Here is a 25048-nt window from a genome sequence, read left to right as displayed (position 1 = left end):
AATTATTTTCCGCCGTCTTTTAAAGTCTTCAGCGCGCAAAATGTCGCAAAAAACGAAACGAGCGTCGCAAACATTGCAATCTCAAAAAATCCGACAAAGCCGAAAGAGTCTTTCAAATATCCGCTGACAGCCCCGGGCAGCTGCAATCCGAGAGCCATAAAGCCCGTGCATATCGCGTAAAACGCAGTCTTAAACTCCCCTTTTGACGCGAAAATGAGATACATCATATAGCTTGAAAATCCAAGCCCGTATCCGAACTGCTCCGCAAAGACACATCCGCCTATAAAAAACAAGTTTTGCGGCAGATAAATCGCAAGGAAAAGGTACAGCAAATTCGGCAAATTCATCGCAAACGCCATCGGCACAATGCACTTTTCAAGCCCGAATTTAGAAATCAAAAATCCGCCCAAAATTCCGCCGCACAAAAGGGCTATCGGGGCGTTTATCCCCTGTATAACCCCTATCGTTTCAAGGCTTAGCCCAAGCCCGCCCTCCGAAATTTCCGACTTCAAAAAAATCGGCATAATCTTGCAGAGCTGGGATTCGGCAAAGCGGTAAAAAAGGATGTAGCACATCATTAAAAGAATGCCGCGCCTCAAAAAGAATTTCTTAAAGCAGGCAAAAAATTCGTTTAAGGGAGGCGATTTCCTTGCTGCCGCCAAGTTTTCAGGGCTTGGCAAATACTTTGAAAACCAGAAAAATCCGATTAAGGAAACAATGGCGCAGACAAAAAACGCTGTCGCCCAGCCCCATTTTTCGCCTCCGAATTTTCCGCCGGCAAATCCCGCAATGTACAAAAGCCCGCCGTTTCCGAAAATCATTGAAAGGCGGTAAAACGAATTTCGTATGCCGACAAAAAACGCCTGGTTTTGCGTTGATAGCGCAAGCATATAAAATCCGTCGGAAGCAATATCGAAAGTCGCCGAAGATATGCCCAGAAGCCAAAACCCCGCAATCGAAAGCATTGTCCAATTTTCGGAAAACGGAGAAAGCGACAAGGAAAAGAACGCAAGCGCAAATGCGAGCGCGCATGCCAAAATCCATTTGCGCTTTGTCGAAACAGTATCGACAAGCGGGCTCCAAAAAGGCTTGATTGCCCATGGCAGATAAAGCGCGCTGGTAAGCGCGGCGGCGGACGTCGCGCTCATTCCAAGCGATGTGTAAAACAATACCGACACCGTCATTACGACAGTGTTAGGCAAGCCTTCCAAAAAATACAGGCACGGAATCCAGCTCCATGCCCCGACTCTGTTTTCTCCCATAAGAAAAATCTTTTAGCAAAAGAGCCTACGTTTGCAAAATAAAAAGCAGAAAAGTTGTAAAAACCGCTGTCAAAATCAGTACAAGCGCGCTCATTGCCGCCTGCTTTTCGCTGACTTGCATGCACTTTGCAGTTCCTATGACATGGCTTGTAGAACCTATTGCAAGCCCTATTGAAATATCGTCTTTTATACCGAACATTTTTAGCAAGCCATGCCCGAAAGTCCCGCCGAATATTCCCGACACAAACACGCTTGCAACGGTAATGCCCAAAATTCCGCCCGTCATCTTTGAAATTTCAATCGCGACGGGAGTAGTCACGCATTTTGAGGATATGGAATTTATTATGTCTTCGCCAAGCTCCATGAAAGAAGCGATGACAAATATCGAAAAAACGCTCGTAAAAGTGGAAACCAACGTGGCGCAAAATACTTCGAGCGCATTTAAGCGTATCAGCTTCGTATTTTTGTAAAGGGGATAGGCAAGGGCTACCGTCGCGGGATAGAGCAGGTACACAATCAAGTCCCCGCCTTTGGCGTAGCCTTCGTAAGTCGCGGAAGTATTTTCTATCGCCAAAATTATAATCAGCGACGAAACAATTATCGGCGGCATAAATCTTAAAAGCTTTGCCCTGCCCAAGAATTTCGCAAACGAAAACGCCACAATTGTGGAGCAAATCCCCGCAAGCGCGATGAAAAAATCGCTTTCAAAGTATTCTTTCACTTTGTTTATCCTCTTTCTCTTTCGCGCCGCACTTGCGCTTTTGCAAAAACTCAACGCAAAAAGCCGTTGCAAGCATTGTTATTGCCGCGCTTAAAACCAAAGCGGACAATATCGAGCATATCTTGCCTGCGAGAAGCTCTTTATAGGTCATTATCCCGACTAAAATCGGGACAAAGTAAAGCGGCATAAATTTCAAAATAAACTTGCAGGCGTCTTCCACCACCCAAAGCGGAATAATTTTAAAAAGTAGCAGAAAATAAAGGATAACCATCGCCACAAGCGATGACGGAAAGGTTATCGCAAATAAATCGAATGCGCGCGACACCGCTTCATAAAGCCCGACAAGCAATGCAAGCCCGCCGCAAACGCGCAAAAATTTGTTCTTGTATGAAAGTTTCATGAGTTAAAACCGCGCATCGGAAGACACGCGCCAATCTACAATGGTCGCCTGCGGAGTTTTGCGCTTATTCCACCTGTTCCATGAAAGGTGCATCGCAAAATCAATTTTTGTGTTCACCGGCGGAAGATTGCGCCCCATTCTCCAAGCGACCGCGCTAATCCAAGTTCCGTTGTTGAGCGGAAGCTGGAATTTAAAGTTCTGCCCGCCGCCGAAAACTTCGACGGGCTTTTCCAAGACAACTTCCCTTATCGCAAAAATAGGCTCTTTGTTGCCTTCCCCGAAAGGATGCAAAATTTCAAGTTCGTCCAAAAGCTCAAAACAGATGTCCTCGTGCGCAAGCTCCAAAGAAACATGGAGTTCCGGCTCAAAAGAAACCCCCTCTTCAAGCCTTTTGCGGATTACGGAATTAAGCTTTGCCTTAAATTCCGCCATCTTGTCTTCTTTAACGGAGACGCCGACTGCCATCGGGTGCCCTCCCCAGCTGCCCAAAAACTCCGTGCAGTGCGACAGGCATTCAACCAAATCAAGACCCGCAATACTTCTGCCCGACCCCTTTGTGTAGCCTTCGTCAGTTTCGCCAAAGACAATCACGGGGCGGTTAAATTCGCGGCTAAGCTTGCCTGCGATAATGCCGACAACCCCCGGGTGCCATGTCGTGTCGAAGACGATTATGCAGGGGTCGTCAGCCAAATTGCAGTCGGAAATCTTTTTCATTGCCGACTCGAAGACGCCCCTTTCAATTTCCTGGCGTTCCTTGTTGATGTCGTTTAACTCGCAAGCGGCTCTGAAACAAGTTGTGAAATCATCGCCCAAAAGCATATCCAAAGGCAAAGACGCGTCGGCAAGCCTTCCGCTTGCGTTTATGCGCGGCCCGAGCCTGAAAGATATGTCAACGGGCGTAATTTCATCGCCCAAAGAAATGCCGCTTGCCTGTATTAACGCCTGAATACCCTTGCGCTTCGTGCTTTTTAACCTCTTTATTCCGTATCTTGCAAGTATCCTGTTTTCATCGACAAGCGGAACCAAGTCGGCGATAGTGCCAAGAGACACCAAGTCGAGAGATTCTTTCAAGTCGAGAGTCCAAGAGCGGGGGTCGTCGCGCAGGCGCATTTCCTTTACGAGAGCGTGGACAAGCTTAAAGACAAGCCCAACCGTGCAAAGATTGCGCCACGGAGCGGTGCTCAAATCAAAAACGTGCGGATTTACCAGAATATAATCCTCTTCGGCGGGATTGTCTTTCGACTGGTGATGGTCAACAACTATCAAATCGATGCCCTGAGAACGGATATAGTGAATCGCCTCCATTGCGTTTGTTCCGCAATCCAAGGCAACGAGCAAGTCCGGCTTTTCGTCTGCAAACGCGCGCTCCAAAGCCGCCTCGCTCAACCCATAGCCTTCGTCCATTCTGCGCGGCACGAAGTACGACGGATTGCAGTCGAAGTGACGCATTGCATTCACAAAAAGCGTCGTGCTTGTGATGCCGTCCACATCGTAGTCGCCAAAAACCAAAACCTTTTGATTTTTGGAAATTGCCTCAATCAGCCTAAGCGCGGCTCTTCGCAAATTTTTTACGCGGAAAGGATCGCCCAAATTTGTGAGCTTGGGCTTTAAAAACATTTCGGCGCGGATGGGGTCGGAAAAGCCACGTTCAAGCAGCAAGGACGCAAGTATCGGGCTTACGCCCAAATAAGAGCCCAAGTCTGCCGCAAGTTTCGCGTCGTATTTTCCGATTTTCCAATCCACGTTTCAATGCTCTTTTTAATTACAATCTGCGGCTTTTTGCGTCCTGCAGAATTTGTTCAACGGCTTCTTCCGCAGACTTCACACCCTCAAACTCCTTGCGAAGGCGCGAACGCACCGAAACCATTTTGCATTCCGCCTCTTTTTTGCCGATGACAAACATGTGCGGAACTTTTTCAGTTTCAGCCTTGCGGATTTTGGCTCCGAGCTTCTCGGAAGAATCGTCCATTGAAACTCTAAGCCCCGCTTTTTTGGCGAGTTTGTAAACTTCGTCGGCATATCCGATTACGTCTTCGCCCAAAGGCAAAATTCGCACCTGCTCCGGAGCAAGCCATGTCGGGAAGTTGCCGCCGAAGTGCTCGATAAGAACGCCCGTAAAACGCTCCAAAGAGCCGAACGGCGCGCGGTGAATCATAATCGGACGGTGCTGTTTGTTGTCGGGACCCGTGTAGGTGATGTCGAAACGCTCAGGCAAATTGTAGTCAACCTGGACTGTGCCAAGCTGCCATTCGCGCCCGATTACGTCTTTTACGACAAAGTCAATTTTGGGGCCGTAAAAAGCCGCTTCGCCAAGCTCTTCGGTAAACGGAACACCGAGAGAGCGCGCCGCCTTTCTGATGGCGTCTTCGCTCTTTTGCCAGTTTTCATCGCTTCCGACATATTTGTCGCTATCAGGGTCGCGCAAAGAAATTCTCACGCGGTAGTCTGACATACCGATGGTGGTAAACACTTTCTTTACCAAGTCCAAGCAACCTTGAATTTCGGCGTCGAGCTGTTCGGGAGTGCAGAATATGTGCGCGTCGTCCTGCGTAAAACCCCTTACGCGCGTCATACCGTTTAATTCGCCCGACTGCTCCCAGCGATACACGTTGCCAAACTCCGCCAAGCGGACGGGCAAATCGCGGTAGGAATGAGCGTCGCTTTTGTAAATTTCGACATGGAACGGGCAATTCATGGGTTTTAGCAAAAATCCCGAAACGTCGCCGTTTTCGATTTTTTCCTCAAACTGCGAAACGGGAACATTTTGAGACGCCAAACGCTGCAAGTCGTCGCGCTCGACTATCGGAACAAACTGCGATTCCTTGTAATACGGGAAGTGTCCGCTCGTCTTAAAAAGGCCGAGCTTGCCGATATGCGGAGTGAACACCTGGCTGTACCCCTGCTCGCGCAAAAGCTCCAAAATGAAGTCCTGCAACGACTGGCGCAAAATTGCGCCCTTCGGCTTCCACAAAATAAGCCCCTGGCCTACCCTGTCGTCGATTACGAAAAGCCCCATTTCCTTGCCGAGCTTGCGATGGTCGCGCTTTTTGGCTTCTTCGAGTTGCGTCAAGTAGTTTTGCAAGTCTTCCTTGCTTTCAAAAGCGGTGCCGTAAATGCGCTGGAGCTGTTTGTTGTTTTCGTCGCCGCGATGGTACGCGCCCGCGACAGTCAAAAGCTTGAATGCCTTTATGCGCTTTGTGTAGTCAACATGCGGACCCGCGCACAAATCGCAAAAATCGCCGTTTGTGTAAAAAGTTATCTTTTCGCCGTCGGGGATGTCAGCCAAGCGTCCGAGCTTGTACTCTTCCTGCCCGCGCTCGCGGATAAGCTTTTCGGCTTCTTCGCGCGAAAGTTCCCTCTTTTCAAAACGCTGGTTTTCGGAAATGATTTTTTTCATTTCAGCCTCGATTTTTTCCAAGTCTTCGGCTGTGAATTTGTGGGGCAAATCAAAATCGTAATAAAAGCCCGTTTCGGTTGCAGGACCAATGTCGAGCTTTGCGTTTGGGAATAAGCGCAACACCGCCGCCGCCAAAACGTGCGATGCGCTGTGTCTTATTTTATGCAATTCTTCGTTCATAATAAAGTTATTAAATATCTGATTATAAAAAGCGTTTGTAAAGCTATTTTTACCGCGTTCAAGCTTTTAAAACCGCGCAGAGAGTGCGGAAATTCGGCAAAATGCGCTGAAACTGCGAAACTTCTTCAAATTCAAGCACTTCCCCGTCCAGTATTTCCCAGTCCGAATGGCTTTCAAAAACCGATTTCGCCCAGTCGAAGTATTCCGAATGGTCTGTTCTGAAAAATAATTTGGCACCGCTTGCCAAGCAATCCTTCAAGGCGTCCAAAAATTCGGGCTGAATAAGCCTGTTTTTGTGGTGCCGTTTTTTAGGCCACGGGTCGGGGAAAAATATGAAAACCTTTCCGAACTTGACTTCGCGCGGCATTGCTTCAAGGAACTCCCCGCTCTGCGCCTTTATGAAATACACGTTCGTGTTGCCGAGCTTCTCGTTCTTGCGCTCGCCATCGCGTATGCGCGATGAAATAAGGTCGATGCCAACGCAAAGCTCGTTTTTATGCGCAGCCCCGTACGCGCTCAAATAATGCCCCTTGCCGCATCCGATTTCAAAAGTTATCTTGCCGCCGAAATCTCGTACGGGAAGAGAGGCAATTTTTTCTTTCAAGTTTTCAATACGCGCCGCCCTGCGCGCCAATGCAAGTTCCAATCCGTTTTCCATTTGTTTTTGAAGATGAACTTTCGCACATTTTTTTCAATTCCAAAAATCTGCCGTCTTCCAAATGCGGGCATTCCGCGATATGGTTTATTATGCTGAGCCATTCAAGATGCGCCCTTTCGATGTCGCCCTTATGCAAAAATTCGTCTTCAAAATCAGCAAAAGACGCGCCGCCGGCTATTTTTCGCATAATTTCGGAAGCCCCTTCTCCGTAGCCTGCGGGAATGCCCTTGTGCAGATAGCCGTCGATGTCGCAAATTCCGTATTTGATTCGGCAAATATCAGCAAGGCGCGAACTTGGAGAGCGGATTTTTGACGACAAACCAAACCTCGCGCCCGCCCTCAAATTTGCAATGTCGTAAAAGATTTCTCCAATGCCGTACGACTTGTCTTCGAGAGCCGCCGCAACCGCAAGCCCCTCTCCCGAATTGAAAAGCGAAAAAATCCTGCCGCGCATCGTTGGCTTGAAATGTTCGTCCACAAGCCCGAATTTGAGCCACAACTCCGCAACCGTCGAAGCAGTGCCCGCAAAATCTCCGCCGCCCGACAAGGCGTCGAAGTCATAGGCGTTCTTCACCAAGACTTCGCGCATTGGCGGATTGAAAAGATTTTTCCCCGCGCCGTCCTTAAAAGTCTTTGCGGCGCAGTTTCGGACGCTAAGTTTTGCAAACAGCCCGCCATTTTTTATCTCCAAAAACTCGGCAAACGCCCCCGAAAACAAATCGGGCAAATACTTCAAAAAACGCCTGCGCAATGTTTTCAAAGTCGCGCCGCTTTTGGAAACCGCCGCCCTGTCTTCATTTTTAAGAATCGGCTTTAACTTGGAAACAAGCGACTTGTTCAGCCTGAAAATTCCGTCTGATATTTCGCTTGCAATGCGGATTTCCACCCCGTATCCCCCCGACGGCAATTCGCAAACCGCACCCGTTTTGAGAAGCGAAACCGCCTTTTTGACATCCAAAAAATTGCGCCACTTTTTGCCGTCGAAAAACAGGGCGTCTTTTAATGCGCAAGTAGAAGTCGGAGTTCTTCGCTGCCACAAAAAATCCGAATTTTGCATCTCAATGCGAATGCCGTCTAAACTAAGTTTTTGCCTCGACAAATTCCTCTTCGCGGATTCAAAACCCAAGTCTGTTTTATCTTCCGTAAACAGCCTTTTTGCGAAGTTTTTTGCCGCCAAGACATGGTCTTTGCCCTCGCTTGCCGCAATGTCCATTATGCGCAAAAATGCGCCCCAATCCAAAAACTTTGCGCGCGACAAAACAATTTCCTTAGCCTCCGAAAAGCGCGGCTTTGAAGGAAGGCATATTGCGTACCCCGACTTGTCAAGCCCCCTTCGCCCCGCCCTGCCGTACATCTGCAAAAGCTCGTCTGGACGCAACTTGTAAACCTTGCCAAGAGCCTCGTATTCCCCGTCGGCGACAATGACGCTTCTCATGGAAAAATTCACCCCCGCACCCAAGCCCGTCGTGGCGACGACAACTTTCAGCCTGCCCGATTTTGCCATGTCTTCAACCAAATCGCATCTTTGATGCGCGCTAAGACCGCTGTGGTGGAAAGCAACGCCCCTCTTCAACAATCCTCCGAGTTTGCGCCCCGCCATGGAAAGTTTTTGGCGGGGAATTTCCAACATCGGCTCGTTTTTGAACGCTTCGGCTATCTTGGAAGCTATTATTTCCGCCTCAATTCTCTTCGGCGCGAAAATCAAAAGCGGAGTCATTTCAAGGCTCGATATTTTTCGCGCAAGCCTTCCCCAAAATCCCATTCCCTTAAAAGAAACGCCTTTTAAAATCGCCTCCGAAAAAACTTCTTCAAGGGGAACGGGACGCTCCCCATGCTCGACCAGCACCGCGCGCCTGCCAAGCCTTTCAAGCCATGCGGCGACTTCCAACCGGTTTGCAACGCTTCCGCTTAAAAGCAAAAGCTGGACATCTTTGCCCGCCGCGGCAACGGCAACTTCGTAATTAGCCCCGCGCCTGAAATCAGAAATGAGCTGGTATTCGTCTATTACGATTAAATCCGCGCACCTGCCTTCCAAAATCCTCGACTTTTGCGTTTCCAAAGTCGCGACAACCAAGGGGGCGGAAGTGTTGAAAGAATAGTCTCCCGTGGCAATCCCGACATTCCAGCCAAGAGCCCGCCATTCCCTGAATTTGTCGTTTGCAAGCGCGCGAGTCGGTACGGTGTAAACGGCATTTCCCTTGAAATACCTCGTGTAAAACAGCTCAAAAACGTAAGTTTTTCCAGCCCCCGTAGGGGCGTGCAAAACGACGTCGCAACCCCTGCAAAGCGCGCCGACCGCTTCCTGCTGCCACAAGTCAGGTATTTTTACGTTCTGGGAAAATTCTTCCATTTATCCGAAAACAGGCAATTAAAACTTGGAGTTTTTCGCAAGAGATTTTTTCGCGTTAAAATTTTTTTATTTTTTTTGTTGACGAAACCCAAAAAATATAGAGACTGAAAAACTTTCATTTATGGCCGGGTAGCTCAGTTGGTAGAGCAGAGGACTGAAAATCCTTGTGTCGGCGGTTCAAACCCGCCCTTGGCCACCATTTGAAAACAGAGGGTTTCCGCTTGGAAACCCTTTATTTGTATAGATTTTTGGCGGTTGCTTTTTGAGTCAACGCCAAAGGTTGTAAAATTGCGATTTTTTGACAATGTGTTTTTCGCACAGAGCATTGCAAGGATTTTTCCTTCTTTGCCCTTCTTTTTTATACATTCCACAACTCTTGACGTAGAACGATTTTATTTAAAGGCATCAATGTTGAAGTGAAGGATAAACCACAGCAATCAAGAATGAAATTACCAATATCCCCGAAGCTGAAATTATAAGAAAAAGCGCATTTTTCTTAACTTGTTCGCTTGTATTAAAACTTTTTAAAGCAATTTTAAACGCAAAAGGATAAAGCAATCCAAACGAATAAAGATACAAAATTCCCCAAAGCAATTTCTCTGCAAATGAATATTTTTTAGGAAATGTGCGTAGCGCAAGATATAAAAATGTCCCAACCCAAATTATCTCTAATGGAATTTCAAAATAAAAACAGATTGCATTGCCCGGAGGTGTAAATATCGCTACGGTTACAAGAATTGCCCCAACAAAGCAAGAAAGAATATATGTGTAAATCAACCGATGCATTTCAAATCTACGCCTATCTCAAATTCGATAATGCTCTCAAAACGCTTGATGGCAAGATATTTTAAACAATGCAATCTGGGGCAAATTTTTTGGTTGATGGCGCAAAAACTTGTGCCGATAATTGCATTATATGAAAAAGATTATTTCCGCACTTTTAACGCTCATTTGCGCCCTGCTTTTTTCCTGCCAAACGATGCCCGAAAAGCAAGTCTCGCAAATGAAAAACTATTTCCTTGAAGCCCCAAGCGGAGGAAAAATATTTTTTGAAAAATATGGCGAAGCAAAAGACTATTACAATGCGGCAAGTTCTGAAATAGAAAGAGAGCTAAAAGAGCTGGGCTACAATCGGGTTCAAAATGCAAAAGACGCCCAATTCGTGCTGTCGCCGCGTTACTTTACGGAAAGTTTCGACTATCCCGACCCATTCGCCCACAAACCAGACGAAGTCAATTTGAATACAAAGCAGAGCTTGGCGTTGAATTTCACAATCCGCGCAAGTTCTAAGGAAGGCAAGTTTTTGCTAAGTTGCGACACGAGGGTTAAAATCATTCCCGAAACCTTGAACATTGCAAACATCAAGCGTCAGGTTGAATGGTCGCTTAGGCATTTCCCGAAGCATGACGCAAAAACCGCAAAATAAAAAATCTCGACCTTCCGCAATCAATGCATTCTAATTGAGAGCAAATTTTTTTATCATGGCTTTTGACGCAAAAATCATCCGCGAAGAATTCCCCATTCTCGACCAAGAGGTCGAGGGCGGCAAGCTCGTCTATTTCGACAATGCCGCAAGCGCGCAAAAACCCCTTAGCGTAATTGAAAAAGAAGCGCAGTTTTACAAAAAAGACTTTTCAAACATACATCGCAGTGCGCACGAACTTAGTAGGCGTTCAACAATAGCCTTTGAAGAGGCGCGAAAATATGTTTTGAAGCATTTTAATGCTCCGAAAAACTACACTGCCGTTTTCACTCGCGGTGCGACTGAGGGCTTAAACATCGTGGCGCGCTGTTTCGGGGAAAAATTTTTGTCGGAAGGCGATGAAATTATTTTAAGCGAAATGGAGCACCATGCAAACATTGTGCCGTGGCAGCTGTGTGCCATGCGCACGGGCGCAAAAATAAAAGTTGCGAAAATTTTGCCTGACGGCTCGCTCGACATCGAAAATCTTAAAAGCCTTGTCGGCGCGCGCACAAAGATTATTTCCATTGCCCATGCCTCAAACGTGCTTGGGACAATAAACGACGTTGCGGAAATTTCGCGCATCGCAAAAAAAGCGGGAGCGGTTTTCTGCGTTGACGGGGCACAATCCGCGCCGCATTTTCTGGACGACATTTCTGAAATAGAATGCGATTTCTTCGCATGTTCCGCGCACAAATGCTATGGACCCACGGGGGAAGGCGCGCTGATTGCAAAAACAGACATCTTAAATGAAATGGACGTATGGCAGGGCGGCGGGGACATGATTGAAAACGTCTCGTGGGAAGGAACTACTTTCCGCAATGCGCCCGAACGCTTTGAGGCGGGAACGCCAAACATTGCGGGTGCAGTCGCTTTTGCCGAAGCATTAAAGTTCATGGACAGTCTCGACAAAAGCGCGGTAAGGGTCTATGAAGACGAGCTTCTGAAAAGGGCGACAGACCATCTCATGAAAATAGAAGGCGTGAAAATTTTGGGAACGGCTCCGCAAAAAGTTCCGCTAATCTCATTTGTGTGCGGCAACATACACCATAACGACATTTCCACAATGCTCGACGCAAACGGCATTGCAGTGCGCTCGGGGCACCACTGCGCGGAACCGCTCATGAATACGCTCGGTATAAAAGGCTCATGCAGGGCTTCAATGGCGTTCTACAACACTCTTGAAGAAGTGGATTATTTCGCGAAAAAGCTAAGCTCTATCGTAAAACTCTTCGCCTAAAAATAATCAGGAGCGCGAAAATTCCCGCAAATGCCGCAACAAAAGACGGCTCCGGAATGACGGAAAATGCAATGGCGTATGTTTCAGAAGACGGCATTTCCCCGTATGCCATGTTAAAAAACGTCACGCGCAGCAAATACTCGCCCTCGGTTGCAAGCTTCAAATAAAGATGTTCCACATTGTTGTATTCCGTGTCCGAAACCGCGACCAAATTGTGGGAACCGTCAATTACAGTCCAAAGTTCAAGCCCAAGATTTGAAAAGTATAAATTGTCGATTTTCGCCGACTCGTTTGATATTTCCGAAACTTCGCCATTTACGTTCCAAACCAATGTGGAAGTCAAAAACTTCCCCGCTTCAACAAGGCCCAAATTGTACCACAAGGAACTACCAGAATTTACCGAATCCAACGCCCAATACATGGATTGGGTCAAATTTAAGACATGCTTTAACGCGCCATCCGCATTTAAAGAACCCGCGCCATAAACATAGTCAAGACCCTGCGTCGTCAAAATCACGTTCCCATACGTTGAAGTTATTGAAAAACCCGACATCTCGATTGTCGTGGTATAAGAAGACAGTGTTTGGTTGTTCGTCCAATCGGAAGGCTTTTTTGCGGAATTTAAAAGAATTGCCTTTACAACGCGGGCATCGCGCTGTTTTTCAAACAAATCCCCGTAAGCATCACCGTAGGCTTCCGCCAAAGAATAGCTTGCAGACTTCATGAGGCTTGCAACTCCGCTTACAATGGGAGCTGAAAGGCTTGTTCCACTCGACCATGAAAACAGGTCTTTTGAATCAGGGTTTTCAGGGTCGTAAACAGCAAAGCTTATATTTTCCCCCGGAGCTGATATATCTATTGCGGGACGCACGCTTTTTACCGTTTCTTTGGTTATAGGATTATAAAAATCCGAAGGAGAGCGCGAGCTGAAATCGGCAATCGAATCATAAGAATTGGCATTGCCAAGCACGCCGACAGATATCACATTGAAAGCCAAAGCCATCGACTGGACGGTATTTTCCCCCGGACCCGAATTTCCCGCGGAAACAACCATGACGGTATTCGTGTTATTTGCGGCAAGAGCATCTATTACACCGGAAAAAACATTGTTCGCAAGCGTACTGTCAGGCCCCCATGAACTGTTTATGACGTCGCTCTTTCCAAAGAAATGCGAATAGACCCCGTAGAAATCGGCAAGTTCGACGCTGACGCGCTCCCCTGAAATATCGCGGGCGACAGCTCCCGCAGAAAGCTCAGCAGACGGCGCAATGCCTAACGACGCCAAATAGGCAAAGTTATTTGAATTATCCGAATTATACCCCGCCAAAATATGGGCAGTCCCCGTGGCGTGCGAAGAATACAAAGAAGAGACGTCAACACCCTCGGGTACATACACTTCCCCCAAATTCGAGTTTTGGAAAACATAATGCTCATTCCAATACACGCCAAGCTCGATGTTTGCAATCTTAGTGTTTTGCCCTGTGATGCCGACATTCCAAAATGCCTCCGTTCCGACAATGCTGTTCACAACGTCGGCGGAATTTTCCTCCGAATTGTACGACAAAACAAAAGTTTGCACCTCGATGTCATCCGCAAAAAATCTTTCAGCCAAGAGCGGATTTGAGGAAAAACAAACACAAAATAAGATTGATAAGAATACTTTAAAATATCTCATGTCAGGTATAAACAGGATTTTACGCCGCTTTTAACTATGCAAAACAATAGAGGATTTTACAAGCTTTTTGCGAGTAAATAAAATAAAAAAGGCGGAAAAATCCGCCTTCCCCAAAAAATGCCAAAAGCTAAATCAAATTGTAGCCCAATCGCTCTGAAATCTTATCGGCATATCCGCGAATGATTTTCCCAACTTCGTCAAATTTTTCCCTCGGAAGCCTGCTTGCGGGCCCCGTAATCCAAATTGAAGCAACGGGATAGCCGTGGGCGTTGAAAACGGGCGCGCCCAAACAGTGGACACCCGCGATTTCTTCTCCATAGTCCGAAGCATAGCCGAGAGCGCGGACATTTTCCAGCTCCTTCAAATAATCGCGCTTGTTTGTTATGGTGTTTTCAGTGTACTTCACAAACTTCATGCTCCCCACTCGCTGGGAAACCTCGTCGCCCGACAAATACGCCAAAATCGCCTTTCCGGGAGCCGAAACCTGCAATGAAATTCTCATGCCGATTTCGCCCAAAAATTTGAAAGGAAACCTGCCCGGAGCCTGCTCAATCATCACGCATTCGTCTTGAAGCAAAGTGCCAAGCATTGCAGTTTCGCCAAGTTCGTCGCGCATTGCGCGGATAATATCCATGCTTTTTTCGACGATATTGGATTCTCCAAAACCCGCATAACCCAACGCCGCCAATTTGCGCGACATCACAATTTTTCTGCCATCGTTATCCTTTACGACATAGCCGCAGTCTTGCAGAGTGCAAATAATGCGGAATATGCTGTTTTTGGAATATTTCGTCGCCGCGCTTATTTCGGAAAGCGTCAGCCCCGAATTATTCTTTGCAAGCAGCTCAAAAACATCCAATGCCCTCTTCAGATTAGGAATGTGATAGCGTTCGTAAGAAATATTTTCTCTTTTCTTCATAAAAATTCTCTGTCTTTCAATAAAAGTATAAAATTTAAAACAATTTGCAACAAAGTCTGTATAAAAATCTACCTATATATTTTATATATTAAACTCACAGTCAAGAATTTTCTTTTAACGACGGGAAAGGGCATTTTTAATTTTATTGACGAATTCCATGGAATTATTAAACTTAAATTCCTTATAACTTAACAATGGGGAAAATATGTTTAAATCAATAATTACTTTAAGCGCAATTTTCATTGCTTGCGCCTCCTTTGCTGATATCCGCTTTAAAAACATATACCAAAACAATATGGTTTTGCAGGCGGGAGAAGAAAACGCCATAGCAGGAAAGACAAACCCCGAAGAAGCGGTGGAGCTTTCCGTATCGGCAAAATTAAAAGACGGCAAAACAATCCAAAAAACATTAAAAACTAAATCCGACAAACAGGGCAAATGGCTTGTTAAAATTCCGCCTTTCCCCAAGCGCACAAACTTGGAGCTTGCGGCAAAGAACGCAAGCGGGGAAAGCGCAAAAATTTCAAACGTCATAACGGGGGAACTTTGGCTCGGCTCGGGGCAATCCAACATGGAATGGCACTTCGGCAACAATACGGTCGAAAAGGAATTTCTTGAAAAATACCAAAAAGACGCCGACGCAACCAATGGAGATGTCAGAATTTTCACCGCAAACAGATTTATTCTGCCCGAAGCCGTTGACGAAGTATGCGGAGACTGGCGCATTATCGACGGCAAAAATCTGCGCCACGGAATAAGCCAGATTTGCTACATCGTCGCAAGCCAACTTTCAAAAGCCTTGGATACGCCTGTTGGATTTATAAATTCCTCATGGGGCGGCTCCCGCATCGAGCCTTGGATTTCAAAAGAAGCCTTTAAGTCTTCGGGAGTAAGCTTCAATTCCTCAAACAACACCGAATTTAAGAATTGGCAGGAATACGAAGAATTTACTTCAAACTATGCAAAACTTCGCGAAGAATACATAAAGAATTTTCCGAAATGGATTGAACAAAACCCAACGGGACATTTGCAAAATCAAAACAGAGCTTCGCGCCCGAAGATGCCAATAGACGTCCTCGCAAACGATCACAACCCAACAAACAAATACAACTCAATGATTTGCGGCATCGCCCCGCTCTCTCCGAAGGGTGTTTTGTGGTATCAGGGCGAATCAAACGCGGGTCAGCCGTACTTTTACGGCGATTTGCTGAAACTCTTGGTAAATTCATGGCGCAAACATTTTAAGCGCGATTTCCATTTCTACTATGTCGATCTTGCCGCAATAAACGACTATCAAAACCAGCCCGTACATTACGGCTCATGGGGCGGAATTCGCGAAACAATGGCGGAAGTCTTGGCTCTTCCCAAAACGGGAGTGGCGACCTCGATTGACAGCGGCGGCTCAAAAATGCAGGGGCTTGGAGACATACACCCGCCACACAAAGAGCTTGTTTCAACCCGCATAACCAATATGGCTCTTGCCGACGTTTACAAAAAGGGAAATCCGAAAGCCGCGCGCTCTCCGCGCTATGCAGGCGAATTTAAAGTGGAAGGCAACAAGCTCATCGTAAAAATCGCAAACGCGGAAGGTCTTCGCAAAATGCAAGGCAAAGAAAAGCTCACGGGATTTGCCATCCGCGGCGAAAATCCGCGCGACTGGAAATGGGCGGACGCCGAAATCAAGGGAGACACAATCATCCTTTCAAGCCCGGAAGTTCCCGAACCGAAAGCCGCAAGATACGCATGGGCAAACCGCCCGCTTCTTTCGGTTGAAAGCAAATACGGCTTGCCGATGCTTTCATTTTCGACCGACAACGGAGCTTACGTTGACTGGGGCAGACAAAAGAAATAATTTCCCGAATATAAATTCATTGCAAAAAAAACACACCCAAACAACGGGTGTGTTTTTTTAGACAAAACTTCAAAACACTTGGCATAAAAACTTACAACCCATACGCCTCTAAAAAATTAAAATCATAAAAATTTAACTCACACGAAAGATATAGAATGGAAACATTGGCACAATTTCCAAAACTGCGACAATTTGAAGTTAATATAGATATATCTTAAATTTCAACAAAGCTACTGTTCAAAACATTGTAATTATTACAAAACATCGCGATTTTTATTCGCATCAAACCAAGCTAAAAATCGTCCGCAACCATTTTGAAAAAGTCGGGATAAGGCGATGGTTTTCACTAAATATTCAAAACATGAAAAAAATTCCCCAAAAAGACACAAAAAGGCGGCGATAAAAATACCGCCGCCGTTAAATAAATGCCGCAATTTTACTTGCTTATAATAAATGACACATCGTCAATATGCCACCCGAGAGACTCGTTACCATTTTCGCGGAACAAAACCTTGACGGTCTGACCCGACGAAATATTTGGAATATCCAAACTATTTTTTGTCCAAACACCGTCTCTGCCTTCCAATTTCTTGGAAGCCACGCGCTTTGCGTTAACGAACACAGTAACGGTTGTATCCATGCGCTTGCGCGGCCAAGCCTCAAACGTAAGTTTTCCCTTTGCCTTTGAATAGCCTTCGGGGACACGGAACGTCTGCCATACGTCAAACGGGGCAACTCCGCCTTCGGCAAGCTCTATCTGTCTGCCTGTTTCTTTGCCCTGCGAATTGAGCTTCGGAGAGCCGTGTTCACCCGTGTTCCATACTTCAAAAGAGCCTTTATTGGTCTTCCATGCAATCATGTCGCCGGAGCTTACATTACCGCCGTTCCTAACGGGATAATCAAAGCCGCCGTTTATTATCATTTCGTTCGGGTTTGAAGATTTGTACTGGCTTAAATCCACGTCATTTTCCTCTGTAGAGCCGAACTTTAACGGCTTTTTGGGAAGCGGAGCCGCCTTTTCCAAGACTTCCGCCGCCTTCTGCGGGTCGTTAATCACCACGCGGAAGCCGACATTGTAAACGCCCTGCCAATCGGGGTAAGCCCTGCGGACGGTGACACGCGCCCACTTTGACCTGTCTCGCCAACTTCCACCGCGCGCGACTTTCATTCCTTCGACTTTTTCACCGCCGATAGTCTTTGTATAGTCATTTAACGCCCATTCCGCGACATTGCCGTTGATGTCGTACAAATTGAACGGACTCGGTGCATAAGAACCTACGTTTGCCGTGACAAGCTGACCGTCGTTAAAGTCCAAATCGGCGGGAACAAACGCCATTTGCGGAGATGGATTCCTCATCGGCTGGGGGTCGACGCCCATGACCGCAAACTTTTTTGAAGAGAAGTCGGAAAGATTTTCGTATGCGGAAAAGTCCGCTCCGATGTTGCCGAACCAAAAATCTCCGTCCGAACCAGCTCGCGCCGCCCATTCCCACTGGGTTTCTGTCGGCAAAGACACTTCCAAGCCGTATTTTTCGCTCATCCATTTGCAGAACTGCATGGCTTTCTTCCAGGAAACCCTGACGACGCTCTGCTCGGGCAGATTTGCGGGATAGCCGCGGTTTACGTGGTCTTTCCAATGGCGGTCAAAAAACGCGGAATTGTGATTTTTGTCGAAAACCTTATACTGGGCGTTTGTTGTTTCAAACGTTGCCATATAGAAAGGTTTGTCAACTTTTACGGCTCTTGCGGGGCCTTCGTCAAAATACCAATCGTTTGTGCCCATCACAAACGAGCCTGCGGGAATCAGCGAGAAACGCATTGTCTGCCCGTCGCCCAAGTCGGCAACCAATTCTTTCGGCAGTTTTACAGCCGCGACCTTGCGCTTTGCCACATCTTCGTCAAACGGGAAACCCGCCGCCTTGACTTCCTTTTGCGGATGCTTCTTTTCGGGCTTGGGAGCGACAAACTCCTGTTTGCCGGGGTCCCAGTCAATCACGTCGGGATCGTCAAAGCGGTTTGCATACAAAGCAAGGAATTTTTTGCGCTCGACGTCGCCGTTATTCGGAATTTCCTTGCGGACTTCCTTCCACGAACCGATAAACGGAACGTTCAAGTCAATCCAAGTGTAGAGAACCGACCATGCGTCATCGTCAAGCTCCACGCCATGGTGTCCCTTTTTAAGCATTTGCACAAGCTCGCTTGTGTTCGCCTTAAATTCAGAGGGCGGCAGCAAGTTCTGCGTGCTTTCGGGCCCGGAGCGGCGGACAAACGGATGCAACGCCATATACGCGCTCGTAAAATGCTTCCAAACGGGATTTCCGCGCGTAAGCACGGGGCGGTCGTTGTTCGTTCCGTCATGGCAACCGACGCAGTATTTGTCCAAAATCGGCTGAACGTCCCTTACGAAAGAATAACCGCGAATAGGTCCCCTGAACGGAGTAATTTTTGACGGCTTCTTGCGTGCCGCCATAGCGGTCGCTGAAATCGGCGTCATATAATTTGCCTCGTGGCAACCGACGCAGCTCTGGACTTCGCCCGGCATGACGGTGAGCCATGAACGCATGAGAGCAAGCGCATTGCCATTCTTATCCAAAGGCTGCAAGGCGATTGGGCGGTTTGCGGGCACTTCAAATATCGCCGAACCGTCGGGTTCAACGGGAACGGTGCCGTGAATGCGCTTTACGTCCCAAGAGCCTTCCTGCCCGATAACGTCGTGCGCGCCCATGTTGCGGTAGGCATAGTTGTATTCAAATATGCGCAAAGCCTTTACCGTTCCGCGCGGAACACCTGCAAGCCCGGGCCCCTGATAGATGTCGTTTAAGAACAAAGTGCCCGTATCGAGCTTGGGATTTGCCTTCAAATTCTTTTCGACAAGGCTCGGAATTACAGAGGGCTTCTTGCGCTTTGCAACAGGCATTGGCTCAAAGTAGCTCCAGCCCTGCCCCGAACGCTGCAACATCGTCATATTGTCGAATTTGTCAACCAAATATATCGACCACCCCTGCTGCGGAGTGCGCGCCGAAACGACAGCCAAGCCTTCGTTTATCGGATACGGATGGAGCATTTGCGGCCATACGCCGTCAACCAAGGTATCCTTTGTTTTGGCGACATATTCCCTTCCATAAGTCGGGAATTTATGCACCCTGCCCTCGTCTTCAAACGTGCCCTTTGAAGTGTCGAAAAGATGAAGCTCTCCAGAACGGCGCGTGCCGTGGTGCCCCGAAACAATCGACATGAACTTCGTCGAAGAATTTGGGATTTGGCGCGAGTAGAAAATGGAATTCGGCCAGAAGCTCGTTGAGCCGTAATAAGAAGCCTGCGACGTTCCGTCGGGATTCATGCGCATCAAAATGCGGGAGAAGTAGTGGGAATTGTCCGTATATTCCCAGCGCGTGTACATAACCCTGCCGTCGTTCATAACAGTTGGCATCCAGTCGGCGTCCTGCTCGAATGTGAGCTGGCGTATGGATTTGTCAACCTGCTCGGGAGACCCCGCATTCGGATCCATAACATAGAGGTTCGCAACATAGTCGGAACCGCTCACGCAAGGAACGCCGACATGGCACGCCGTATAGCAGAATATGATTTTGCCGTTAGGCAAATAAGTCGAGTCATAGCTATCGACATTTTCGTGAATGCCCGGAGTCAGCATTTTTGCAACGGGCATCGCGCCTTTTTTGTCAAGCTCGATTTCGTAAAGCTGCCAGCGGTCTTTTTTGTCCAGACCCGAGAACATCAGCTTTTTTGCGTCCCAGTCGATTTCCATGTCGGTAATGGCGGGAGTTTCTTCCTTTGACGAATAAAGAAGTTCGGCTTCGTTCGGCTTTGTGATGTCAAACGACCAAATTTGGTCGTTCCAGGCATTGCGGTTTTTAAGAAGGGGATTTCCCTGCCAGTTTGACGGCAACCCCTCAAACGGAGTTCCCCAGGCGCGCTTTAAGAACACCCAATTCTTGAACTTTTTAAGCGCGGGATTTGCAAGCAAGGCTTCGTCGGCGAGCTTTTTAAACTCTTCAATCCTGCCCCTCTTTGAGAAGTTGCCCGCAATAAATTCTTCTTTTATCGCGTTGAATTCGGATTCCCACTTATTTATTTCTTCAAGATATTTTTTCGGATACGCCTTATAAGTCTTGGAGATTTCCGAAACGGCGGCCTTCACATTTTTAATGTCGTAGCCCATTTCGCGCTCCGCCACGCAAGTCTTTACGGCTTCTTCAAAAATTTTAAGCCATTCTATCGAAGTCGGATCGACTTTCTTTTCGACCATTTCGTTGTAGCGTTTTTCAAATTTGCCTGCGGAAAAGAGAGATTCTTCTATGACTTTGCGCATTCTCTCTTCGGTATTTTTATAAAGGTCGGGATTTTCAAAAATCGCAGTTTTGTCGCCGTCAAGCGCACTCATGACATGCCCGTAATTTTGCCAGAACTTTTCCCTTATTTTTCTGATGGGAGAGGCGTACGGATAAAATATCTGCGTATAGCGGAAATTCCTCTCGAATTTCACGGTCTTCATTTCAAGGATATTTTCGCCCTTTTGCAAGTCGAGGGTAAACACCTTTTCTTTTGTCTGGTTCCAGCCTTTGTTTTCGTCGAGCTTTTGCCCGTTCAAATAAAGCTCTGAATACATCGGAAGTGAAAGCGTTACCCCGACTTTCAAGGGCTTGACGCTTTTTATCACTCTTGTAAAGACGTATGTGCCGTCCTTTTGGCGAACCTGACGCCAAGAGCCGAAATCGACCTTCGATTTTTTTACGAACGCCTCCTGCTCCTTTCTGAATTTTTCAAACTTGGGATACAACGCCTTGTATGTTTCAACAAAGCTTCCCTTTTTTTCAAACATCTGCTCTGCCGCATTCTTTGCGTCATTGTCGCTTACCGACATCGCCGCAAAAGAAACAGCCGCGCAAAACGCCCCCATTAACATTGCTATTATCTTTTTCCTCATCATAAAATCCTTTCAAATAAAAATTCTCAAAAAGAAAATGCCCTTCTGCGCAATCTCTCACGGCAAACAGCCCTTTTTATCAGGTTTTGCATTTTATTATTTCCGAAAAATGATTGATTTCAAACTTAAAATACGTTTTATATTTTAAATATTATTCTAAAAGTCAAATCTTTTTTGCTTGAAAACCCAAAAGTTTTTTGAATAAATCGTAAATTAAATATACCGAATTTTTTAAATATAGGGGATTTGTAAAAATACGGTGCGGGAACAGAAAAGAAACATTATGAGGAAACTTGTTTTTATATGCGTTGTATTCTTTGCCTTTGTGGCATTCGCGGAAAGAGAAAACAGATACTTCGGAGACATAATAGATTATGGAGCGGAATATTTGAGCCCCGAATACATATCTGTAGCCCCCGACAACACAATCGCCGTGGGATGCAAAACGGGAGATGTCGTGGTTTTCGTAAAAGAAGACAAAGTCGCAGGCAAAGTGCCTCTCGGCGGCAGGGTTTCTGGCGTATGTTTTGCAGGAAGTGAAATTTTGTACGCGACTGTTCTCGGAGAAAACGGCAAACTCGTTAAAATAGACGCAAAGAATTTAAAAGTTTTAAATTCTTGGAACGTAGGGCATTTCCCGACTGCGCCAGCGGTTTCAAAAGACGGGAAATTTGTTTATGTGGCAAACCAGTTCACAAATGAAATCCGCAAAATAAATTCATCTACGGGAGAGCTTGCGGCAAAAGGCATGGCAGTTCACGAACCATACGCAATGAAGCTTTCCCCTGACAACAAAGAGCTTGTCATCGCAAACCATCTTCCCGAACCCAAGGGCGGTTTGTACGAAGAAAACATCGCCTGTGCCGTCACGATTTTAGACGCGCAAAATTTAAAAACTCTTGCAAAAATCGAGCTTCCGAACGGCGCAATCAACTGCAAAGACATCGCCATTTCAAAAGACGGGAACACCGCATACGCAACTTACGTTCTCGCCCGATTTAACGTGCCGACAACCCAGCTCGACAGAGGCTGGGTAAACACCAACGCCGTTGCAATCATCGACTTGAAAAACCGTGCGCGCAAGACGAGCTTCCTCTTGGACGAAAATACGCTCGGGGCGGCAAACCCATGGGGCATAGCGATTTCAGACGATGAGAAAACCCTTGCAGTTGCAAGCGCGGGCACCCATGAAGTCAGCATGATTGACCTCGAAGCCCTGCATGAGCGCATAAACGCACCGAGAGCCCCCAAAGCTCCCGCGATAGAAGACGACTTAAATTTCCTTTCGGAAATACGCACCCGCGTTGACTTGGAAGGGTTGGGCGTGCGTAACATAGCATGGGTCGGCAACAAGCTTTATGCCGCAGAATACTATTCGGACGACCTCGCAAGCATAGACGCCGACATGGACTACGAAGTCGAGCATATCGACATAGGCGGGAATTCCGAAATGACAAAATCGCGCATGGGCGACCTCTTCTTCAACGATGCGCGGATGTGTTTTCAGCAGTGGCTTTCGTGTGCGACTTGCCACCCCGCAACCCGCTCAGACAATCTGAACTGGGATTTGGTAAACGACGGCATTTGCAATCCCAAGCAGTCAAAATCAATGCTTTTTGCCCACTTCACTCCGCCAACAATGATTACGGGAGTCCGCAAAGACGCCGAAACCTGCGTGCGCGCGGGACTGATATACATACAATTTGTCGAAAGAAGCGAAGAGGACGCGCAATGCGTCGATGAATTTATGAAACGCCTGCTACCCGTGCCAAGCCCCCATGCCCCGCAAGGCGAGCTTTCCGAACAGGCATTAGACGGACAAATTCTATTTGAAACTGCGGGATGCTCAAAATGCCACAAGGGCGAATACTTTACCGACATGAAATTCCACGACTTAAAAACCGCAGAAGGCCCCGATGTCGGCAAAAAGTTCGATACGCCGACTCTGCGCGAAGTCTGGCGTTCAGCACCCTACCTTTATGACGGAAGGGCTAAATCAATATTTGACATGCTTAAAAATTTCAACAAAAACGGACTTCACGGCAATACAAAAGACCTTTCGGACGATGAGCTAAAAGCACTTGAAGCCTACGTTTTAACGCTGTAAGTATTGAAGTTAAGCCTTCTTAGAGTTTATCTTTCAGTCCTTTCCCCAAAAGCATATTTATTCAAAAAAAAGGCGACGCCATTTTTTTTCGGGTGTCGTCTTTTTAAATAACTTTTGCAAACATCTTTGCAATTTACGGCTGTTTCCAAGTTATTCGAATTGCAAATTCGGATTTGTTTTACTGTTTACCTTTGGCATAGACAAACACGCAAAAGTTAAAACCGCATTAAATTGTATTTCAAAAAAATCAGCTTCCTAAACTATTGTAATTTTCTCGATTTTTATCGAAAGAAATATACGATTGCGGCTATTTCACAACCCCGTTAAGGATAAGTTTAAAACCGCGAAAAGGACTAATTACAAATTGAAATTCACATATTGTCATCAGACAATTTTCCAAGATGTAAAAAACATGAAAACCCTTTGCAAGCCAATCACGCATTAAAATACTCTCTTAAAGCGCCATAAATGCCACAAAGTATAATCTCTTTTTTCATATAGCACAAATTCGTAATCTAAACCGCATTCCTCCGTCTGAAATATAGCAACCTCTTATTCAAAAAAAAGTATTTATTGCGAGGCTAAAAAAATTCCAAAATCTTTTCGGCAAATTAAGATACAAAAAAACCGCAACACAATAATTTGTGTTGCGGTTTTTTGTTAAGAAAAATTCTTAGTACTTGATTGAAAGCGATGCAGAAACAAGGTGCGCCATATAAGACGAGCTCTGCAAGTTTGAAGAATTGTCATAATATGTGTAAGACAATGCAAGGCTACCCCACTTTACAGGAGCATAGGAAACTCCAACGCCTGCAAAAATCTTGTCGTCTTGACGACCGGAGGGAGAATTTACATAGTCAACATATCTGTAACCGCCGTAAGCATAGCTTGTGATATATGAAGACAGGATGTAATTTACACCGAAGTCAACACCTGTGCTTTCGGAATTCTGACGCTGTGCACCATTGCCGAAGTCTCTCAAACCTTTAACATATACGCTTGCCTTGTCGGAAACCTGATAGTTAAACTTTGCGGAGAAAGTGAACATCGTGTCATCGTTATCGAGAACGCCGCCCGAAGAATCGCGGATTGTCGCGCCAACATAAACTTCCGAAGAAAGTTTTTCTGTCAATTCGCCGCGAAGAGTAAGACCCACAAAGTGGTCCTGCGTTCTGTCGCCATAGAGCATTCTCGAATAGAGCTTAGATGGGCTCATATCGGAATTGTCGTAATTTGTCTGGCGATACTGGTATGACAAACCCGCGCTCAACTTGTCGGTAATTTTATAAAGCAAGCTTACGGGAACGATATATGCGGTTGAATCCGTATAAACATTCTGTTGGTTTGTATAATGAATATCGACATAGTCAAAACCTGCGTCAACAATGACCTTGTTGGAAATGACATAAGAACCGTTTACACCCGCCTTGATTGTGTTTGTGCGAGCCAAATTTTCATCATTAACGGTGGTGTCGGTATTCTGAGCTGCCTGAATGAAAGAGAAGTGAGCATTCGCGTTGAAAGCGTCGGACTGGTATGCTGCTTTTACGATGACATTTGTGAGATTGGAATCGAAACGTTCATGCTGCATATAACGGTTTAAATCTTCATAAGCCCTCGCAGTAACGGTAAATGCCTTGTTTTTCCCGTAAACGGCTTCGCCGCCGACACGCGTTGTTATGAGATAATCGTCATAAGATTTATATGAATTCCAAGTAACGTTATTTGTCCATTTCCCGATAACGGAACCGATAAATGAAACATCCAAATCGTCGCCGACTTGGAGAAGGGGACCTGCATATGCGGTTGCGCCCATAGCGGCGACACTTGCTAACAATGATAGTTTTTTCATGTAATTCCTATTCTTTGTTTAATCGAAA

Annotated in this window: 16 protein-coding genes and 1 tRNA gene; 5 read left to right on the top strand and 12 right to left on the bottom strand. The window is 46.5% G+C overall.

Going from position 1 to position 25048, the window contains the following annotated elements:
• Positions 1–2: 2 nt before the first annotated feature.
• Genes MOX91_RS07395 through MOX91_RS07365 form a run of 7 tightly spaced genes read right to left on the bottom strand, consistent with a single transcriptional unit; the run spans position 3 to position 8968 of the window.
• On the bottom strand, positions 3–1262 hold the full coding sequence (locus tag MOX91_RS07395; RefSeq protein ID WP_370397446.1) for an MFS transporter: 1260 nt from the start codon (positions 1260–1262) through the stop codon (positions 3–5).
• Positions 1263–1287: 25 nt separating this feature from the next.
• Positions 1288–1983: an LrgB family protein gene (locus MOX91_RS07390; protein ID WP_370397445.1), complete on the bottom strand. Its 696-nt coding sequence runs from the start codon at positions 1981–1983 to the stop codon at positions 1288–1290.
• A complete protein-coding gene (locus MOX91_RS07385) occupies positions 1967–2383 on the bottom strand; it encodes a CidA/LrgA family protein (protein WP_370397444.1) in 417 nt (138 codons plus the stop codon). The genes MOX91_RS07390 and MOX91_RS07385 overlap by 17 nt, the downstream gene beginning before the upstream one ends.
• A gap of 3 nt (positions 2384–2386) precedes the next feature.
• Entirely contained in the window at positions 2387–4126 is a 1740-nt protein-coding gene (recJ, locus tag MOX91_RS07380) for a single-stranded-DNA-specific exonuclease RecJ (RefSeq protein WP_370397443.1), read from the bottom strand.
• A 19-nt stretch (positions 4127–4145) separates the two neighbouring features.
• On the bottom strand, positions 4146–5960 hold the full coding sequence (gene thrS, locus MOX91_RS07375; RefSeq protein WP_370397442.1) for a threonine--tRNA ligase: 1815 nt from the start codon (positions 5958–5960) through the stop codon (positions 4146–4148).
• Positions 5961–6018: 58 nt separating this feature from the next.
• Positions 6019–6618: a tRNA (guanosine(46)-N7)-methyltransferase TrmB gene (gene trmB / locus MOX91_RS07370; RefSeq protein WP_370397441.1), complete on the bottom strand. Its 600-nt coding sequence runs from the start codon at positions 6616–6618 to the stop codon at positions 6019–6021.
• Entirely contained in the window at positions 6569–8968 is a 2400-nt protein-coding gene (locus MOX91_RS07365; RefSeq protein ID WP_370397440.1) for a DEAD/DEAH box helicase, read from the bottom strand. Before MOX91_RS07365 ends, trmB begins: the two co-directional genes overlap by 50 nt.
• Positions 8969–9091: 123 nt before the next feature.
• Between MOX91_RS07365 and MOX91_RS07360 the strand changes: the two genes are divergently transcribed.
• Positions 9092–9167, top strand: a tRNA-Phe gene (locus MOX91_RS07360).
• A gap of 206 nt (positions 9168–9373) precedes the next feature.
• On the opposite strand, the gene MOX91_RS07355 is transcribed toward MOX91_RS07360, so the two are convergent.
• Positions 9374–9745 (bottom strand): hypothetical protein, encoded by a 372-nt coding sequence (locus tag MOX91_RS07355; RefSeq protein ID WP_370397439.1) that lies wholly within the window; start codon positions 9743–9745, stop codon positions 9374–9376.
• A 139-nt stretch (positions 9746–9884) separates the two neighbouring features.
• On the opposite strand from MOX91_RS07355, the gene MOX91_RS07350 reads away from it, so the two are divergent.
• Together MOX91_RS07350 and MOX91_RS07345 are read left to right on the top strand one after the other, a co-directional pair.
• Positions 9885–10394 carry a hypothetical protein gene (locus MOX91_RS07350; protein ID WP_370397438.1) on the top strand — a complete coding sequence of 170 codons (510 nt, stop codon included), beginning with the start codon at positions 9885–9887 and terminating at the stop codon, positions 10392–10394.
• A gap of 55 nt (positions 10395–10449) precedes the next feature.
• Positions 10450–11670, top strand: coding sequence for an aminotransferase class V-fold PLP-dependent enzyme (locus MOX91_RS07345; protein ID WP_370397437.1), 1221 nt, complete (start codon positions 10450–10452; stop codon positions 11668–11670).
• On the opposite strand, the gene MOX91_RS07340 is transcribed toward MOX91_RS07345, so the two are convergent.
• The gene (locus MOX91_RS07340) at positions 11648–13282 is read right to left on the bottom strand and encodes a S8 family serine peptidase (RefSeq protein ID WP_370397436.1); all 1635 of its coding nucleotides are present in this window, start codon (positions 13280–13282) and stop codon (positions 11648–11650) included. The genes MOX91_RS07345 and MOX91_RS07340 overlap by 23 nt on opposite strands.
• 190 nt (positions 13283–13472) lie before the next feature.
• Positions 13473–14264, bottom strand: a complete 792-nt coding sequence (locus MOX91_RS07335) for an IclR family transcriptional regulator (protein ID WP_370397435.1) — start codon at positions 14262–14264, stop codon at positions 13473–13475.
• 205 nt (positions 14265–14469) lie between these two features.
• On the opposite strand from MOX91_RS07335, the gene MOX91_RS07330 reads away from it, so the two are divergent.
• Positions 14470–16116, top strand: a complete 1647-nt coding sequence (locus MOX91_RS07330; protein ID WP_370397434.1) for a hypothetical protein — start codon at positions 14470–14472, stop codon at positions 16114–16116.
• 436 nt (positions 16117–16552) lie between these two features.
• Here the strand turns inward: MOX91_RS07330 and MOX91_RS07325 are convergent, their stop codons facing one another.
• Positions 16553–21064 (bottom strand): SUMF1/EgtB/PvdO family nonheme iron enzyme, encoded by a 4512-nt coding sequence (locus MOX91_RS07325; RefSeq protein ID WP_370397433.1) that lies wholly within the window; start codon positions 21062–21064, stop codon positions 16553–16555.
• Positions 21065–21344: 280 nt separating this feature from the next.
• Between MOX91_RS07325 and MOX91_RS07320 the strand changes: the two genes are divergently transcribed.
• A complete protein-coding gene (locus MOX91_RS07320; protein ID WP_370397432.1) occupies positions 21345–23168 on the top strand; it encodes a c-type cytochrome in 1824 nt (607 codons plus the stop codon).
• A gap of 673 nt (positions 23169–23841) precedes the next feature.
• On the opposite strand, the gene MOX91_RS07315 is transcribed toward MOX91_RS07320, so the two are convergent.
• A complete protein-coding gene (locus MOX91_RS07315; RefSeq protein ID WP_370397431.1) occupies positions 23842–25020 on the bottom strand; it encodes an outer membrane beta-barrel protein in 1179 nt (392 codons plus the stop codon).
• Positions 25021–25048 lie beyond the last annotated feature (28 nt).

This window comes from Intestinicryptomonas porci (genome assembly GCF_033971905.1).
GTDB classification, from domain to species: Bacteria; Verrucomicrobiota; Verrucomicrobiia; order Opitutales; family Intestinicryptomonadaceae; genus Intestinicryptomonas; species Intestinicryptomonas porci.
This window is presented reverse-complemented; position numbering and strand designations above follow the sequence as displayed.

Coding starts and splice junctions, on each gene's coding strand:
- MOX91_RS07325 (WP_370397433.1), bottom strand. CDS start 21,064: ATGATGAGGAAAAAGATAATAGCAATGTTAATGGGGGCGTTTTGCGCG.
- thrS (WP_370397442.1), bottom strand. CDS start 5,960: ATGAACGAAGAATTGCATAAAATAAGACACAGCGCATCGCACGTTTTG.
- MOX91_RS07315 (WP_370397431.1), bottom strand. CDS start 25,020: ATGAAAAAACTATCATTGTTAGCAAGTGTCGCCGCTATGGGCGCAACC.
- MOX91_RS07350 (WP_370397438.1), top strand. CDS start 9,885: ATGAAAAAGATTATTTCCGCACTTTTAACGCTCATTTGCGCCCTGCTT.
- MOX91_RS07395 (WP_370397446.1), bottom strand. CDS start 1,262: ATGGGAGAAAACAGAGTCGGGGCATGGAGCTGGATTCCGTGCCTGTAT.
- MOX91_RS07345 (WP_370397437.1), top strand. CDS start 10,450: ATGGCTTTTGACGCAAAAATCATCCGCGAAGAATTCCCCATTCTCGAC.
- MOX91_RS07365 (WP_370397440.1), bottom strand. CDS start 8,968: ATGGAAGAATTTTCCCAGAACGTAAAAATACCTGACTTGTGGCAGCAG.
- MOX91_RS07335 (WP_370397435.1), bottom strand. CDS start 14,264: ATGAAGAAAAGAGAAAATATTTCTTACGAACGCTATCACATTCCTAAT.
- MOX91_RS07320 (WP_370397432.1), top strand. CDS start 21,345: ATGAGGAAACTTGTTTTTATATGCGTTGTATTCTTTGCCTTTGTGGCA.
- MOX91_RS07385 (WP_370397444.1), bottom strand. CDS start 2,383: ATGAAACTTTCATACAAGAACAAATTTTTGCGCGTTTGCGGCGGGCTT.
- MOX91_RS07330 (WP_370397434.1), top strand. CDS start 14,470: ATGTTTAAATCAATAATTACTTTAAGCGCAATTTTCATTGCTTGCGCC.
- trmB (WP_370397441.1), bottom strand. CDS start 6,618: ATGGAAAACGGATTGGAACTTGCATTGGCGCGCAGGGCGGCGCGTATT.